We start from the raw sequence: 15,972 nt of genomic DNA, 5'->3' as shown, positions 1-15,972 counted from the left end.
AATCACTATATTTACTAACAATTACTTAACTATTTATTAACACTACAGCGCTTTATTGTTTTAAATGAATCAAAAACAACACTAATATTACACACTATGATACAAAAAGAAGAAAATTCTACAGTACCTACTCCAGTAAAATCTGAAATTGATAAACCCGTAAGAGCACCCAAAAAAAATGTTATCAAACCTACTGAAGAAACTACAGTACCACTTAATGAGGTAATAGTACCTGAAATCATAGAAGAAACTGTAGAAATTTCAGTAGAAGACCAAGACGACACTACTGTTGAAGTTCTAAATAAAAAGAACGATAAAAAAGATAATAAAAAGAAGTTAAAAATGAAAGTAAAAGACATGAAAGAAAAAGACAAGAAAAAGGCTAAAAAAGCCGCTGCAAAAGCAAAAGCAAAAGCAAAGAAAGCAAAAAAAGCAAAAAAAGATAAAGCGAAGAAAGCGAAAGCAAAAACAAAAATAAAAGCGAAAAAAGCGAAAGCAAAATCGAAAAAAGCTAAGAAGGCAAAGAAGAGTAAAAAATAATATTCTTATTTTTTATCCAAAAAAAAGTCCCAATTCGAATACTCGGTTGGGACTTTTTTAATTCATTACAATGAGAATTATTTTTTGTTCAATACAGCACTCATTTCCATAGAAATAGCAGAACGCTCCATTTTCAATTTTCCTGACATCGTCTCAACGACAACAGTTGTATCCGCTAACTCCGAAACTTTTCCGTGAAGACCACTTTTTGTGATGATTTTATCACCTACTTTTAAGCTGCTTTCAAATTCTTTTTCATTTTTCGCTTTTTTCTGTTGTGGTCTGATCATGAAGAAATAGATTACCACAAACATTAATAAAAACGGTGCAAATTGAGTTAATTGTTCCATAATTTAAATTCTTTTTTTATTGATTAATTACATTAAACCACGACCAGCTTTGATAATTCTTTTGCTGGCTTCAAGTTCTTTTACTAAATTGTCTAAAATTCCGTTGATAAAAATACTACTTTTTGGTGTAGAATATTCTTTAGCAACTTCTAAATATTCGTTAAGAGTTACTTTTACTGGAATAGATGGGAATTTCAAAAATTCACAAATTGCCATTTTCAGGATAATCGTGTCAATTTCGGCAATTCTTTCAGTGTCCCAGTTTGGTGTTTTATCAAGATATTCTTTGGCTAATTCCGTTTCGTTTAAGACTGTTTTTCGAAACAAATCCTTAACAAAATCCTTGTCCTCATTGTCTTTATACAATTTTGGAACTCTGAAATTGTCGTCTTCACCAGATTTAATGGCCTTCAATTGCTTGATAATATGCGTATTCACTAATGGAATGTCATCAACCCAAGTTAACTTATCATCCTCTAAATATTCATATAATTTCTCGTTTGGAACAATTACATCCATGAATAAATCAGCGATAAACTGTCTGTCTTCTTCAAATGTATTTACTGGATTACTCATGTAATCCGCATACAATTTACTTGCTTTTATATCATTCAGAAGCAATAAAATATAATCGTCGTTTAGGGACCAATTATTGATTTTACGGTTTTCCAGTGCAATACTTAATGAATTGTTTTCGGCAAGGATTTGAAAGATTCTGTTTTTAATGAACTTTTCGTTGGGTTTACGTTCCTCAGGAGTTGCAAGATGTTTCAAACTTGATTTATGTAAAAAGACAGTCTCTGTTTTACAAATTTCAATCAGGGAAGATAGCATTATAAGGTATAAATCTTGAATATTGTCGATACTGTAAAAAAGGAATTTTTCTTCTTTTTCCAGATTATCTGAACCGCTTTGATGCATCGCATAAATGGATTGCATTACTTTGACGCGAATGTGTCTTCTATTTACCACCTTGTAAGAACTTTTATTAATTAGTCTGCAAAAATAAGTATTTCATTTTTTAAAATAAAATATATAATCGCTTATTTTAAAGTTTTCAATCAGCAGGATTCAGTGAACGGCAATAAATTGTTCACTGAATACTGATAACTGAGCACTATTTTTTTACTTTTTACTGTTTTCTATTTTTCTTTGATTGATGCGATTTTGAGCAATAGTCAAAGCTGCATGATGCGTTGTCATCTTGTTAGCAATGGCAAAATTAAATATCTCTAATGTAGTATTATAAATATTTTCTGTTTTACGCATAATCTCCGCTTTGTCATAATGCGCTAATTCAGCATACACATTGATAATCCCACCAGCATTTATCAAGAAATCTGGAGCATAAAGAATCCCTCTTTCCTGTAGAATTGCACCATGAACATTCTCATCAGCCAATTGATTATTGGCAGCACCAGCAATTACTTTTGCTTTAATTTTATAAACTGAATTGTCATTTAACGTTGCTCCCATGGCACAAGGCGCATAAATATCAACATCTGCACTGTACAAATCGTCTCCTCTGTAAATTTCTGCATGGTACTTTGCTCCCACTTCATACAATCTATCTTCATTGATATCAGTGATGGTTACTATCGCTCCTTCTTTTGTTAAATAATCAACTAAAGTTTCGCCAACGTGACCAATTCCTTGAACCAATACTTTTTTACCACTCAAAACATCAGAACCAAATTGTTGTTTTGCAGCAGCTTTCATTCCTAAATACACACCGTAAGCTGTAACTGGCGATGGATTTCCAGAACCACCTCTTGATTCAGAAATTCCGGTAACATAAGGCGTTACATCTCTAACGATATCCATATCTGCGGTTTCCATTCCTACATCTTCAGCGGTAATATATCTTCCGCTCAAAGAATGTACAAATTCACCAAATTTACGCATCAACTCTGGAGTTTTTTGCGTTTTTGCATCTCCAATAATCACTGCTTTTCCCCCTCCAATATTCAATCCTGTAATCGCTGCCTTGTAAGTCATACCGCGAGAAAGGCGCAATACATCGTTTAAGGCTTCCCATTCATTTGCATAATTATACATACGTGTACCACCCAAAGCAGGCCCCATAACCGAATTATGAATGCCAATAATTGCTTTTAAACCTGTATCTTTGTCATTGCAAAATACAATTTGCTCGTGATCATCAAATGATAATTGACCAAAAACGGGATCCATTTTTTGAAGTTCCTTTCCAGTTGCGAAAGCTGCATTCATAGTGTAAGTTTTTATAGTGATAAATTACGAATTTGTCAAAAAGACAATCCAAATTTAAACAAAAAATAAATATGTATTAATTTTTTGTTTAAAAATTATCAAATCAACAATTTAGCTCACTACTAATTCAACACTGAAATTATTAAAAAATAAATTATTTTAAAAAATAAAATCATTTCAACATAGAATATCATAAAAAATGAAAGAATTACGTTATTTAAATAAATATTTCGTCAAATACAAATACAGTTTCTTACTAGGAATTATTTTTACCATTATTGCACAAATATTCATGCTTTTCACGCCTAAGTTGATTAGCAAATCATTCAAGGTCATTGAGGCTTTCGCCAAAGATAAAACCGTGTCTAAATCACTGATTCACGAAGAATTAATTTCGAATATCCTATTGATTATTGCCACAACAATTATTGCCGGGTTTCTTACTTTCTTAATGAGACAAACCTTAATTGTGATGTCACGTCACATAGAATTTGATTTAAAAAACGAAGTATTCCGTCAATATGAGAATCTTTCGCAGAACTTCTACAAACAAAATCGTACTGGAGATTTAATGAACCGAATCAGCGAGGACGTTTCAAAAGTAAGAATGTACGTTGGGCCAGCAGTAATGTATACCATAAATACCGTCATACGTTTTGCAATAGTTATTGTCTATATGTATAATGTATCGCCAATACTGACTTTATACACATTGCTTCCTTTACCTATTTTATCATACGCTATTTTTAAACTGAGTTCAGAAATCAATGTAAGAAGCACCATTTTTCAACAATATTTATCTAAAGTTTCCAGCTTTTCGCAAGAAATATTTTCAGGAATCCGAGTAATAAAAGCCTATTCATTGGAAAACCAACATCAAAACAATATGGTTGATTTAGCCAATGAAAGCAAAAGCAAAAGCTTGAATTTGGCCAAAGTACAATCCTTATTTGGTCCCTTAATGTTAGCACTGATAGGAATAAGTAACTTAGTTGTAATTTATTTTGGTGGTTTAATGTACATCAACGGTTCTATAAAAAGCATTGGAACTATTGCCGAATTTATTTTGTACGTCAATATGCTGACTTGGCCAGTAGCGTCTTTAGGGTGGGTTTCTTCAATGGTTCAAGAGGCCGAAGCTTCTCAAAAACGACTCAATGAATTCCTTAAAATTGAACCGGAGATAAAAAATAACAATCTGAATAAATCAGTGATTGAAGGTTCTATTTCTTTCGAAAATGTAAGCTATACTTACGAAGACACTAATATCAAAGCGTTGCAAAACATCTCTTTCACCGTAAAAAAAGGAGAAACTTTAGCCATTTTAGGAAAAACAGGGTCTGGAAAATCTACTATTTTGTCCTTAATTTCCAGAATGTATGATGTAACCGATGGAAAAATAACTATTGATGGAAGCGAAATAAGTACCGTCAATCTTTTTGATTTGCGAAACAGCATCGGAATTGTTCCACAAGATGCGTTCTTGTTTTCAGACAGTATCAAGAATAATATTATGTTTGGCAAAGAGAATGCAACTGTACAAGAAGTGGAATCAGCCGCTAAAAGTGCCGTTGTTCATGATAACATCATGGGCTTTAATAAACAATACGAAACGGTTCTTGGCGAGAGGGGAATTACACTTTCCGGAGGTCAAAAACAAAGAGTTTCTATTGCCAGAGCAATTATTAAGAATCCTCCTATTTTGCTTTTTGACGATTGTTTATCTGCAGTAGATACCGAAACCGAAGAAACTATATTGAACAACTTATATGAAATTTGCAAAGACAAAACAACTATAATTGTGAGCCATCGTGTGTCGTCTGCTAAAAATGCGGATAGAATTATCATCATAGAAAAGGGAGAAATTATACAACAAGGCTCTCATAATCAATTGATAAATCAAGAAGGTTATTACGCCGCTTTGTATATGAAACAACTTTCAGAAAAAGAAATGATATAATTGTTGGATAATACATATATTTTTTAGATTTTTGGATACTACTTAACAACCATAAATTGATAGAAAGGATTATGAGAGAACATGACATGTTAGAAAAAGAAGAGATATTTTCTAAAGTTTTAAGAGCCGGAAGAAGAACCTATTTCTTTGATGTGAGAGCGACAAAAGCAGATGATTATTACATTACCATTACCGAAAGTAAAAAATTTACTGAAGAAGATGGATCATTTCATTTCAAAAAACATAAAATCTATTTATACAAAGAAGATTTTGCTGCTTTCGCAGAAATTTTAGGAGAAATGACTTCTTATGTTTTGAACCACAAAGGCGAAGAAGTAATCTCAGAAAGACACCAAAAAGATTTCAAAAAAGAATATGCATCTGAGAAATCAGATGATGAAATTATACCTCAAACATCAACTTTTACCGATATTGAATTTGATGATATTTAATTTTTAATTCCCTGCTTACAAAAGTAAAAAGTCCAAAAGTCATTTGATTTTTGGACTTTTTTTGTACATTTAAAAAATAGCTTTTTTACTATATCAATTTAGAGTTGTAGAGAACAACCATTATATAATGTCGTGTTTAAAAATTAGACAAAATGACGCAACAGATTAATTTTAAACTACTGTTTACAATATTGTTCCTTTAGACTTTACGACGTTTAAACTTTTGACTTACTTAGATAACATATTTAAAATTATTGCTAAATAGCGACGCAGAATTACCAAGGAAAAGAAATACTAAAACAAATGAAAGAACCAATCGTAAGTGTAGCATGGCTTCATACTAATCTTGAAGATCCAAACGTAATAATCCTCGATGCCAGTTTAAAAGAGAATCATTCCAATTTAAAAACTGGTTTAGAAAATATCCAAATTAAAGGTGCTCGATATTTTGATATAAAGCACACCTTCAGCGACAGGGCTACTCCTTTACCCAATACACTTCCGAGTCCCAAACAATTCGAAATCGAAGCTAGAAAACTAGGAATTAACAAGAGCAGTGTAATTGTAGTCTACGACACATTAGGTATTTATTCGAGTCCAAGAGCTTGGTGGCTGTTTAAAATAATGGGACATCAAAATGTTGCTGTTTTAGATGGCGGATTACCTGAATGGATTAATAAAGACTATCCTGTTGCCGAAATACCAGAAAATCCAATCTATTCCGTTGGTAATTTTCAAGCCAAATTTATCCCCGAATTCGTAAAAAATAAAGAACAAATTTTAGAGAATATACAAACCAAAAATGCTGTTCTGATTGACGCCCGTGCAGAAAACCGATTCCAAGGAATTGGCGATGAGCCCAGACCCGGATTACGAAGCGGTCATATTCCCGGTTCTATTAATATTCCGTATACACAGCTTTTGCAAAACGGGAAATTTTTACCAAAAGAAGAATTACTTACAATCTTAAAAACTGATGACAAACCTCTACTATTTACTTGCGGTTCCGGAATTACTGCTTGTATTGATTTAATTGCATACGAATTGATCACTAAAAATCCTAAATCCGTCTACGATGGTTCTTGGACAGAATGGGGACAACTGGAAAACCTTCCAATCGAGAAATAACAAATTTTTTAAAATGGAACCAAAATTATTAATTCTAACAGGACTTGGAGATTCGGGAGAGAATCATTGGCAAAGTTATTGGCTACAAAAATTTAAAAATTCAACTAAGCTTATACAAGACAATTGGGACGAACCTCAACTTAAGAACTGGCTCGCTACTCTTAATGAAACAATCCTAAAATTAGATACGCCAACTATTTTAGTAGCGCATAGTCTAGCGGTTTCATTGGTTGTGCAGTGGGCTTCCGCCAATAGTAATCAAAATATCATAGGCGCTTTGCTCGTCGCTCCAGCAGATGTTGACTCGCCCGAGCATACGCCTGAAGTAACGTGGAACTTTTCCCCTATACCAAAAGCAAAATTGAACTTTCCTTCTATAGTTATAAGCAGCGAAAACGATCCTTACATTACAATTGAAAGAGCCGAGTATTTAGCCCAAAAATGGGGCAGTGATTTTATCAATATAGGCCAAAAAGGACACATTAATTCTGAGTCCAATTTAGAATATTGGGAAGAAGGACAGTTGATTTTGCAACAATTAATAAATAAAAGTCATCGGTAATTATTTACCCAATTCGCAACCCGTTTGCTATTTTAAAATCGGGAGCCAGTAAAATCACATCGCTTTCTTCTCCAACGGCTCCCAGTACCAAGCACTCACTCATGAATTTTCCGATTTGTTTTTTAGGAAAATTGACTACGGCAACAATTTGTCGGTTAAGCAAATCTACTTTTTCGTAACGTTTCGTTATTTGTGCGGATGTTTTTCGGATTCCAATTTCAGAACCAAAATCAATCGTCAATTGATACGCTGGTTTTCGGGCTTCGGGAAAATCATTAGCTTCCAAAATAGTTCCTACACGCATTTCTACTCTTTCAAATTCAGTCCAGGTAAGGTTTTCCATAGTTGGTTTTATTAAACAAAGCATTGAATAACAAACCTATAAATTTTACAAGTATTTACACTAATTCTATAATACTATTTTCGGTTTATGCACCTAATTTTACAAAAGACGAATATTAAATTCATCTTGTAAATAGTAACTATTATGGAAACGAGTCCGAAAAACAGCAGCGAATCGAGAAAGGGAAATAATATAGGAATAGACATGTACATTGAAACAGCACCAAATGTAAAATTATATGTTAAAGATTATGGCGAAGGAAAACCAGTAATTCTTATTCACGGATGGCCACTGTCTAACGAAATGTGGGAGTACCAAATTGATACTTTAGTTCAAAATAATTTTAGAGTTATTACTTATGACCGCCGAGGTTTTGGTAAATCTTCACAACCTTGGGATGGCTATGATTATGATACTTTAGCAGACGACTTAAAGGCTATTATTGAGCAATTGGACTTAAAAGAAGCCACGCTTGTTGGATTTTCAATGGGTGGCGGAGAAGTGGTTCGCTATTTCAGTCGTCATGGCGGAAAAGGGGTTTCTAAAGCGGTTCTTATTGCTTCAATTACGCCTTTTCAATTGCAAACAGATTCAAATCCAAACGGTGTTCCACAAGAAAAATATGATGCTATGGCAACACAAATCAAGGAAGACCGAATCAGTTTTCTGGATAACTTTGGAAAAACGTTTTTTGGAGTGAGCTTTATCAGCAAACCTATCAGTACTCCTTTATTGGATTATTATAGAATGTTGTGTTCTTTTGCATCACCACGTGCTACATTAGAATGTGCCAAATCATTTTCGGCAACTGATTTCCGTCATGAAATGGCAGCTGTAAATGTTCCTACATTAATTATTCATGGGGACGAAGACAAAACAGTTCCTATTGAAATCACTTCAGAAATAGCGGCAAAATTAATCCCTGATAATAAATTTATTGTTTATGAAGGAGCGCCACACGGTTTATTTTATATCGAAAAAGACAAATTAAATAAGGATTTAATTGAATTTTTAAACTCATAAATCAAAATTCAATAGAATTGATAAACCTCAATTATTTATTGCAAAAAAAATCCCAAAACTTTCGTTTTTGGGATTTTTTAGATTTATATGAATCGTTTAAACTATTTAACATCCATTAATTCTACGTCAAAAATCAAAGTAGCATTTGGTGGAATTGCTCCTCCAGCACCACGAGATCCATACCCTAAATCCGATGGTATGACAAAACGGGCTTTGTCACCTACACGCAACAACGCAATTCCTTCATCCCAACCTTCAATAACCTGACCTTGACCCAATTTAAATTCGATTGGTTTTTTTCTTGGGTATGAAGAATCAAAAACTTTCCCATTCTCTAATGAACCTTCATAATGAACAGCAACCGTTTTTCCGCTTTCCGCTTTTTTACCTTCACCTCTTTGAATGAATTGGTAGCGCAAACCGCTTTCTGTTTTTTCAAAACCAGCCGCCAGTTTTTCCATAGCTGCTTCAACCTCTGCTTTTAGAGTTGCATCACGCTTGTTGCGCGACCCCTTGAATGCGATAAAAGCTTCAATTGCATTCCAATTTTTAGCTTCTTCCCCTTCTCTGATAATTTCTAAAGATTCTAACACATCACCTTGCTCAACAGCATCAACAATATCTTGACCTTCTACAACATGACCAAAAACGGTATGTTTGTTATCCAACCAATCTGTAGGGATATGGGTAATATAAAATTGCGAACCGTTTGTTCCAGGTCCTGAATTAGCCATTGCCAAAACTCCCGGGCGATCGTGTTTTAAACTTGGGTGAAATTCATCATCAAATTTATACCCTGGATCTCCAGTTCCTGTTCCTTGTGGACAACCCCCTTGAATCATGAAATCAGGAATTACTCTGTGGAATTTTAATCCGTCATAAAATTTAACCCCTTGTGGTTTTACTTTATTTTCTAAGTTTCCTTCAGCCAATCCTACGAAATTCCCCACTGTACCTGGAGTCAAATCGTGTGCTAGTTTCACTAAAATAGCACCTTTAGTGGTGTTGAATTTAGCATATATTCCGTTTTCCATTTTTGTTTAATTTTTATTGAAAGGCAAATTTACGAAATTAATTTTAAAAAGGAATTGGTAGATTCGTTGATTTGGTTATTTGAAAGTTTAAAAATTATTTGGATTTTTTTTTAGCTAATTATACTCTTTTCTGCTAGCTAATTCGGCTGTTTAAATCGCTTAATTTCACTAAACCCTAGCCCAGATTGAAACGGCATCCTTTTCTTGCTTTCTTTAAGCAAGGAAAGATAGCGTACAAAGCTGGAAATAGCTCCTAAAAAAAAATGACATCCTTACGAATGTCATTTTAATTGTTTGCAACAAAATTTTATTATTTAACTAACAAACCAGCGTTTCTCAAATAAGGCTCTATTTGCATGTCATGCCCAATAAAATCTTTGAAGGCTTTGTTTAAATCGACACTATTCCCCACTGATAAAATATATTTTCTAAAACGTTCACAGTTGGCTCTTGTCATACCACCATTGGCCTGCATCCAGTCGAAAGCATTGTAATCTAATGTTTTTGACCACGTGTACGCATAATATCCCGCGGAATATCCTCCACCCCAAATGTGGGCAAAATAAGGTGTGTGGTATCTTGTTGGAACCTCATTGACCAACAAACCGTATTTTTGTAACGCCTCTTTTTCGAAAACTAAAGTCGGTTTAAAATCAGATTCTTTTTCGACACTATGCCAAGCCATATCTAGCGTTGCTGCTGCCAAAAGCTCCGTTACCACGTACCCTTTATTGAAGGTATTGGCTTTTTTAATTTTATCAATTAACTCCTGAGGAATCGCTTGTTTGGTTTGATAATGTATCGCATAATTTTTCAGAACCAAAGGATCTAATGCTGCATGCTCATTGATTTGGGAAGGGAATTCTACATAATCACGCGGAACGGATGTACCCGAAAGCGTTACATACTGCTGGTTTGCAAACAATCCGTGCAAAGTATGTCCGAACTCATGAAAAAGCGTGGTTACATCATCAAAACTAATCAATGATGGATTTCCACCGACAGGTTTTGAGAAATTATAAACATTGACAATAACTGGTTTTTGTTTTAAATAATGTGACTGATTCACAAAATTACTCATCCAAGCACCACCATTTTTATTGTCTCTGGTGTAGAAATCTAAATAATATATCGCAATTGATTTTCCGTCATTATCATATACTTCATACACTTTTACATCCGGATGATAGACTGGCAAATCATTCCTTTCTTTAAATGTGATACCATACATTTGTTGTGCTGCGAAAAACACGCCTTTTTCTAAAACAGTACCAATTTCGAAATACGGTTTTATTTGACTTTCATCTAAATCATATTTTGCTTTGCGCACTTGCTCTGAATAAAAGTTCCAATCCCAAGGTTCTAATTTGAACCCTCCGTTTTGTGAATCGATCAGGTCTTGAATTTCTTTGGCTTCTACTTTTGCTTTTACAACTGCCGGACCTGCAATTTTTGCCAATAAATCCATAGCCGGTGCTGGTGATTGCGCCATTTGATCTTGTAATTTCCATTCGGCGAAACTTTTCTTACCCATTAAATTTGCTTTTTGCAAACGCAATCTAGCCATTCGCTCAATTACTTCACGAGTATCGCCATCATCATTTTTTTCGGCACGATTCCATGATGCTTTGAATATCTTTTCTCTTGTGGCTCGGTTAGTAAGACTTTGCAATAATGGTTGCTGCGTCGTATTCAACAATCCTATTAAATACTTTCCATCTTGACCTGCTTCAGTAGCTTTTGCCTTTGCAGCAGCAATTTCATCAGCACTTAAACCCGCTAAATCACTTACATTGTCAAATAAAACGGCTCCATTTTTTCGAGCTATCAATAATTTATTTCCAAAGAGCGTGCTTAAACTCGCCAACTCTTCATTGATTTTTTTCATTTTATCTTTATCAGCAGCTGATAAATTTGCTCCGGCCAATTCAAATTGTTGCAAATAATACTGTGTCAATTTTTTATCTTCTCCTTTTAAAGCAGCAATCTTCAATGTCTTAAAGCGATTGTACAGCTTACTGTTTAAATAGATTTTATCATTATGGGCTGAAAAAATTGGAGCATACTCTTCATCAATCCCTTGTAATGTCGGGTTCGTATTAGACCCCGATAAATTATAAAAAACACCTGTTGCTCTTCCTAAGTCTACGCCACTGGTTTCTAATGCCAATACGGTATTTTGAAAAGTTGGTTTTGCCGGATTGTTTGCCATCTTTTCAATCTCTTGATCATGAATTTTTAAACCATATTCAAAAGCAGGTTTAAAATGTTCGTCTTTAATTAAATTAAAAGTCGGTGCTTGATACTGCAACGTACTTTTTTGTAAAAGAGGATTCGTCATCTTAACAGATTTGTTTTGTGCATAGAGTGTTTCAGTTTGGAAAGAAGCAACTAAAAACAAGGAACTAGCAACGATTATTTTCGAAAAAATTCGCATAATTAAGTGGTTTATTTTTAAGAGATAAAAGTAGTTGAAAAAAGCATAGTATGAAATAGTGCCCTAAAGAATTAATTCCTGTTAAAAGCATCATTAGTTAAGCAAAAAGCTAAAATAGTGCCTAAAAAAGTTTAATCATGGATTTGGTTATTTGAAAACCTCAGCATCTTTGTACCTTTGCAACTTTCAAACTAAGATTCAAAATTATGCGCATCGATATTGTTACCGTTCTCCCAGAATTATTGCGAAGCCCGTTTGAGGCTTCGATTATGAAACGCGCTATTGACAAAGGTTTAGTAGAAGTTCATTTTCATAATTTACGGGATTATACCACCAACAGACAAAAAAGTGTAGATGATTATCCCTATGGCGGGGGTGCTGGAATGGTCATGACGGTGCAACCTATTGATGCCTGTATTACACATTTGAAAAGTGAAAGAACCTACGACGAGATCATTTATATGTCGCCAGACGGGGAAACCCTGAACCAGAAAATGGCGAATACCATGTCGATGTACGAAAATATTATCATCCTTTGCGGACATTACAAAGGCGTGGACCAGCGCGTGCGCGATCATTTTATCACCAAAGAAATATCAATTGGTGATTATGTTTTGAGCGGAGGTGAATTAGGGGCTTTGGTATTATCGGATGCCTTAATCCGATTGATTCCTGGTGTTTTGGGCGATGAAACCTCGGCATTGACCGATAGTTTTCAGGATGGATTATTGTCAGGACCTATATACACACGACCAGCCGATTACAACGGATGGAAAGTTCCGGAGGTTTTGACCAGCGGAAATTTTGCCAAAATTGACAAATGGCGCGAAGATATGGCATACGAACACACCAAGAATAGAAGACCGGATTTGCTGGAGGAATAAAAAATTGTTTAAAGTTTAAGGTTTAAAGTTCGTAGTCCCGAACTTCTAAACTTTAAACAAGAAAAACTTTAAACATTAAACTTTTTTAGTTACTTTTGCGGCCACATTAGTTCAACCTCTGGCGAGATCCGTGAATGTTGATTTAATACAAACCATAATTAAAAAAATTATCATGGCAGATTTAATGAAATTCGTTCAAGACGAATTCGTAACAAGAAAAGAGTTCCCAGTTTTTGCAGCTGGAGATACTATTACCGTTTACTACGAAATTAGAGAGGGTGAAAAAACTAGAACTCAGTTTTTCAAAGGAGTTGTTATCCAAAGAAGAGGTTCTGCTAACACAGAAACTTTTACTATCCGTAAAATGTCTGGAGCTATTGGAGTGGAGCGTATCTTCCCAGTAAATCTTCCTGCTTTACAAAAAATTGAAATCAATAAGAAAGGTGCTGTACGTAGAGCTAGAATTTTCTACTTCAGAGAACTTACTGGTAAAAAAGCTAAAATTAAAGATAAAAGAAGATAGTTTACTGTCTCTTTATTATAAAAGTCCCAACAATGTTGGGACTTTTTTTTGTCTACTATTTTCCTTATAAATTCCTAATTTAGGATTAATGAACCTATAAAACTAACAATATAAGAATAACACGTTAATAATCTTAAAAATCGTATTTTTCTACATAAAACCCACCTTCTATTACATCTGATTTTCATATATTTGTCCGCCTTATTTTAAGTGAAACACCTTATATAAGCTACATTTAACGTGATTCGATTATAAAAATAAAAAAATGACACAGAAATCAAAAATTTTTTACACGCTTACTGATGAAGCGCCTTTATTGGCAACTTATTCATTTTTACCTATTGTACAAGCATTTACAGCAACTTCTGACATTGAAATTGAAACTAGAGACATTTCTTTAGCCGGAAGAATTTTAGCAAACTTTCCGGAGTTTTTGACAGAAGATCAAAAAACAGGAGATGCTTTATTAGAACTTGGGCAATTAGCAACAACCCCAGAAGCTAACATTATAAAATTACCAAATGTTTCGGCATCTGTTCCTCAATTAAAAGCAGCTATTGCTGAATTACAATCTCATGGATATGCTATACCAAACTTCCCTGAAGAACCGCAAAACGAAGCGGAGACAACCATCAAAGTTAAATACTCTAAAATATTAGGTTCAGCAGTGAATCCAGTTTTACGCGAAGGAAACTCAGATCGTAGAGCGCCAAAAGCAGTAAAAAATTACGCTAAAGCAAACCCACACACTATGGGTGCTTGGTCTGCTGACTCAAAAACACACGTAGCTTCTATGGAAAGCGGTGATTTTTACGGAAGTGAAAAATCACTTACTCTTGCTGATGCCACTGATGTAAAAATCGAATTCGTTGCTAAAGATGGCTCAACTACTGTCCTGAAAGCGAGTACAACACTAAAGGCAGGTGAAATAATCGACAGTTCAGTATTGAACCTGAACGCTTTAAAAACTTTTGTTGCCAAAACAATTGCAGAAGCAAAAAAATTAAACCTTTTACTTTCAGTTCACCTGAAAGCTACCATGATGAAAGTTTCTGATCCAATTATTTTTGGAGCTATCGTAGAAGTTTATTTCGCAGCTGTTTTCGAAAAATACGCTGCCTTATTTGATGAATTGAACATTGATACCAGAAACGGCTTAGGTGATGTGTATGCAAAAATTGCAGGAAAACCAATGCAAGCTGAAGTGGAAGCGGCATTAAACCAAGCGATTGCAAACTTACCAGCGTTAGCTATGGTAAATTCTGAAAAAGGAATTACCAATCTTCATGTTCCTTCGGATGTGATTGTAGATGCTTCTATGCCAGCCATGATTCGTACTTCAGGACAGATGTTCAATAAAGAAGGAAAACAACAAGATACCGTAGCTATGATACCAGACAGAAGTTATGCAGGTGTTTACACAGCGACTATTGATTTTTGTAAAAAACACGGTGCTTTTGACCCAACTACAATGGGAAGTGTACCAAACGTAGGTTTGATGGCACAAAAAGCAGAAGAGTACGGTTCACATGACAAAACATTCCAAATGACTGCAGACGGAGTCGTACGTGTTGTTGACACCAATGGAAATGTTTTGATGGAACAAGCCGTTGAAGCTAAAGATATTTTTAGAATGTGTCAGGCAAAAGACGCTCCGATTCAAGACTGGGTTAAATTAGCGGTAAACAGAGCCCGTTTGTCTAATACTCCAGCGATTTTCTGGTTGGATAATAACAGAGCACACGATAGAGCACTTATTGAAAAAGTTACAAAATATTTAAAAGATCACGATACTACCGGTTTAGATATTCAAATCCTGAATCCTATAGATGCAACAAACTTCACATTAGAAAGAATCATCAAAGGATTAGATACTATTTCTGTAACAGGAAACGTATTACGTGATTATTTGACGGATTTATTCCCAATTTTAGAAGTGGGAACATCTGCAAAAATGCTATCTATTGTTCCATTAATGAATGGTGGTGGTTTGTTTGAAACTGGTGCCGGTGGATCAGCTCCAAAACACGTAGAACAATTTACAGCAGAAGGATATTTGCGTTGGGATTCTCTTGGTGAGTTCTTGGCTTTAGGTGCTTCGTTAGAGCATTTAGGACAAACTTTAAACAATTCTAAAGCAATTGTTTTAGCGGAAACTCTTGATGTCGCTACGGAGAAATTCTTGGCAACTGATAAATCACCCGCACGTAAACTAGGCGGAATTGACAACCGCGGTTCTCATTTTTACTTGGCTATGTATTGGGCAGAAGCTTTGGCAGCGCAAGATAAAGAAGCTGCTTTGAAAGCGATCTTTACTCCTATTGCAGCAGAATTTGCAGCAAACGAAGCCAAAATCAATGCCGAATTAATTGCAGCACAAGGAAAACCACAAGATATTGGGGGCCATTACCAACCAAATCCTGAAGTAACAAGCAAAGCAATGCGTCCAAGCGAAACTTTCAATACTATATTGGCAAAAATCGCTTAATTAACTGCTTTATAAT

At 34.7% G+C, this 15,972-nt stretch carries 15 protein-coding genes; 9 read left to right on the top strand and 6 right to left on the bottom strand.

Annotation, left to right across the window (positions count from 1 at the left end; genetic code table 11):
* The first annotated feature begins 96 nt into the window (after window positions 1–96).
* Window positions 97–540, top strand: a complete 444-nt coding sequence (locus ACNQGD_RS10640) for a hypothetical protein (protein ID WP_417999258.1) — start codon at window positions 97–99, stop codon at window positions 538–540.
* A gap of 77 nt (window positions 541–617) precedes the next feature.
* Here ACNQGD_RS10640 and yajC read toward each other — a convergent pair whose 3' ends face one another.
* The 3 genes from yajC to ACNQGD_RS10625 form a co-directional block, all read right to left on the bottom strand.
* Window positions 618–890, bottom strand: a complete 273-nt coding sequence (yajC, locus tag ACNQGD_RS10635; RefSeq protein WP_417995425.1) for a preprotein translocase subunit YajC — start codon at window positions 888–890, stop codon at window positions 618–620.
* Window positions 891–917: 27 nt separating this feature from the next.
* A complete protein-coding gene (nusB, locus tag ACNQGD_RS10630) occupies window positions 918–1,829 on the bottom strand; it encodes a transcription antitermination factor NusB (protein WP_417999394.1) in 912 nt (303 codons plus the stop codon).
* Window positions 1,830–2,015: 186 nt separating this feature from the next.
* Window positions 2,016–3,122, bottom strand: coding sequence for a Glu/Leu/Phe/Val family dehydrogenase (locus tag ACNQGD_RS10625; RefSeq protein ID WP_417999257.1), 1,107 nt, complete (start codon window positions 3,120–3,122; stop codon window positions 2,016–2,018).
* Between the two features lie 199 nt (window positions 3,123–3,321).
* Between ACNQGD_RS10625 and ACNQGD_RS10620 the strand changes: the two genes are divergently transcribed.
* The 4 genes from ACNQGD_RS10620 (at window position 3,322) to ACNQGD_RS10605 (ending at window position 7,224) form a co-directional block, all read left to right on the top strand.
* A complete protein-coding gene (locus ACNQGD_RS10620) occupies window positions 3,322–5,082 on the top strand; it encodes an ABC transporter ATP-binding protein (RefSeq protein WP_417999256.1) in 1,761 nt (586 codons plus the stop codon).
* A 71-nt stretch (window positions 5,083–5,153) separates the two neighbouring features.
* Entirely contained in the window at window positions 5,154–5,534 is a 381-nt protein-coding gene (locus ACNQGD_RS10615) for a PUR family DNA/RNA-binding protein (RefSeq protein ID WP_099715976.1), read from the top strand.
* A 303-nt stretch (window positions 5,535–5,837) separates the two neighbouring features.
* Window positions 5,838–6,662 carry a sulfurtransferase gene (locus ACNQGD_RS10610; RefSeq protein WP_417999255.1) on the top strand — a complete coding sequence of 275 codons (825 nt, stop codon included), beginning with the start codon at window positions 5,838–5,840 and terminating at the stop codon, window positions 6,660–6,662.
* 13 nt (window positions 6,663–6,675) lie between these two features.
* On the top strand, window positions 6,676–7,224 hold the full coding sequence (locus ACNQGD_RS10605; protein WP_417999254.1) for an RBBP9/YdeN family alpha/beta hydrolase: 549 nt from the start codon (window positions 6,676–6,678) through the stop codon (window positions 7,222–7,224).
* A 4-nt stretch (window positions 7,225–7,228) separates the two neighbouring features.
* Here ACNQGD_RS10605 and ACNQGD_RS10600 read toward each other — a convergent pair whose 3' ends face one another.
* Entirely contained in the window at window positions 7,229–7,567 is a 339-nt protein-coding gene (locus ACNQGD_RS10600; RefSeq protein ID WP_417999253.1) for a tRNA-binding protein, read from the bottom strand.
* 144 nt (window positions 7,568–7,711) lie between these two features.
* On the opposite strand from ACNQGD_RS10600, the gene ACNQGD_RS10595 reads away from it, so the two are divergent.
* Window positions 7,712–8,590, top strand: a complete 879-nt coding sequence (locus ACNQGD_RS10595) for an alpha/beta fold hydrolase (RefSeq protein ID WP_417999252.1) — start codon at window positions 7,712–7,714, stop codon at window positions 8,588–8,590.
* Window positions 8,591–8,691: 101 nt separating this feature from the next.
* On the opposite strand, the gene ACNQGD_RS10590 is transcribed toward ACNQGD_RS10595, so the two are convergent.
* Together ACNQGD_RS10590 and ACNQGD_RS10585 are read right to left on the bottom strand one after the other, a co-directional pair.
* The gene (locus ACNQGD_RS10590) at window positions 8,692–9,624 is read right to left on the bottom strand and encodes a peptidylprolyl isomerase (RefSeq protein ID WP_417997522.1); all 933 of its coding nucleotides are present in this window, start codon (window positions 9,622–9,624) and stop codon (window positions 8,692–8,694) included.
* 310 nt (window positions 9,625–9,934) lie between these two features.
* Entirely contained in the window at window positions 9,935–12,061 is a 2,127-nt protein-coding gene (locus ACNQGD_RS10585; protein ID WP_417999251.1) for a M3 family metallopeptidase, read from the bottom strand.
* Window positions 12,062–12,267: 206 nt separating this feature from the next.
* Between ACNQGD_RS10585 and trmD the strand changes: the two genes are divergently transcribed.
* The 3 genes from trmD (at window position 12,268) to ACNQGD_RS10570 (ending at window position 15,956) form a co-directional block, all read left to right on the top strand.
* Window positions 12,268–12,945: a tRNA (guanosine(37)-N1)-methyltransferase TrmD gene (trmD, locus tag ACNQGD_RS10580; protein ID WP_417999250.1), complete on the top strand. Its 678-nt coding sequence runs from the start codon at window positions 12,268–12,270 to the stop codon at window positions 12,943–12,945.
* Between the two features lie 172 nt (window positions 12,946–13,117).
* Window positions 13,118–13,468: a 50S ribosomal protein L19 gene (gene rplS, locus ACNQGD_RS10575; protein ID WP_073354306.1), complete on the top strand. Its 351-nt coding sequence runs from the start codon at window positions 13,118–13,120 to the stop codon at window positions 13,466–13,468.
* Window positions 13,469–13,733: 265 nt separating this feature from the next.
* A complete protein-coding gene (locus ACNQGD_RS10570) occupies window positions 13,734–15,956 on the top strand; it encodes an NADP-dependent isocitrate dehydrogenase (RefSeq protein ID WP_417999249.1) in 2,223 nt (740 codons plus the stop codon).
* The last annotated feature ends 16 nt before the right edge of the window (window positions 15,957–15,972 follow it).

The organism is Flavobacterium glucosi, assembly GCF_048286535.1.
In the GTDB taxonomy this organism is placed as follows: domain Bacteria; phylum Bacteroidota; class Bacteroidia; order Flavobacteriales; family Flavobacteriaceae; genus Flavobacterium.
This window is presented reverse-complemented; position numbering and strand designations above follow the sequence as displayed.

Coding starts and splice junctions, on each gene's coding strand:
- ACNQGD_RS10640 (WP_417999258.1), top strand. CDS start 97: ATGATACAAAAAGAAGAAAATTCTACAGTACCTACTCCAGTAAAATCT.
- yajC (WP_417995425.1), bottom strand. CDS start 890: ATGGAACAATTAACTCAATTTGCACCGTTTTTATTAATGTTTGTGGTA.
- nusB (WP_417999394.1), bottom strand. CDS start 1,829: ATGCAATCCATTTATGCGATGCATCAAAGCGGTTCAGATAATCTGGAA.
- ACNQGD_RS10625 (WP_417999257.1), bottom strand. CDS start 3,122: ATGAATGCAGCTTTCGCAACTGGAAAGGAACTTCAAAAAATGGATCCC.
- ACNQGD_RS10620 (WP_417999256.1), top strand. CDS start 3,322: ATGAAAGAATTACGTTATTTAAATAAATATTTCGTCAAATACAAATAC.
- ACNQGD_RS10615 (WP_099715976.1), top strand. CDS start 5,154: ATGAGAGAACATGACATGTTAGAAAAAGAAGAGATATTTTCTAAAGTT.
- ACNQGD_RS10610 (WP_417999255.1), top strand. CDS start 5,838: ATGAAAGAACCAATCGTAAGTGTAGCATGGCTTCATACTAATCTTGAA.
- ACNQGD_RS10605 (WP_417999254.1), top strand. CDS start 6,676: ATGGAACCAAAATTATTAATTCTAACAGGACTTGGAGATTCGGGAGAG.
- ACNQGD_RS10600 (WP_417999253.1), bottom strand. CDS start 7,567: ATGGAAAACCTTACCTGGACTGAATTTGAAAGAGTAGAAATGCGTGTA.
- ACNQGD_RS10595 (WP_417999252.1), top strand. CDS start 7,712: ATGGAAACGAGTCCGAAAAACAGCAGCGAATCGAGAAAGGGAAATAAT.
- ACNQGD_RS10590 (WP_417997522.1), bottom strand. CDS start 9,624: ATGGAAAACGGAATATATGCTAAATTCAACACCACTAAAGGTGCTATT.
- ACNQGD_RS10585 (WP_417999251.1), bottom strand. CDS start 12,061: ATGCGAATTTTTTCGAAAATAATCGTTGCTAGTTCCTTGTTTTTAGTT.
- trmD (WP_417999250.1), top strand. CDS start 12,268: ATGCGCATCGATATTGTTACCGTTCTCCCAGAATTATTGCGAAGCCCG.
- rplS (WP_073354306.1), top strand. CDS start 13,118: ATGGCAGATTTAATGAAATTCGTTCAAGACGAATTCGTAACAAGAAAA.
- ACNQGD_RS10570 (WP_417999249.1), top strand. CDS start 13,734: ATGACACAGAAATCAAAAATTTTTTACACGCTTACTGATGAAGCGCCT.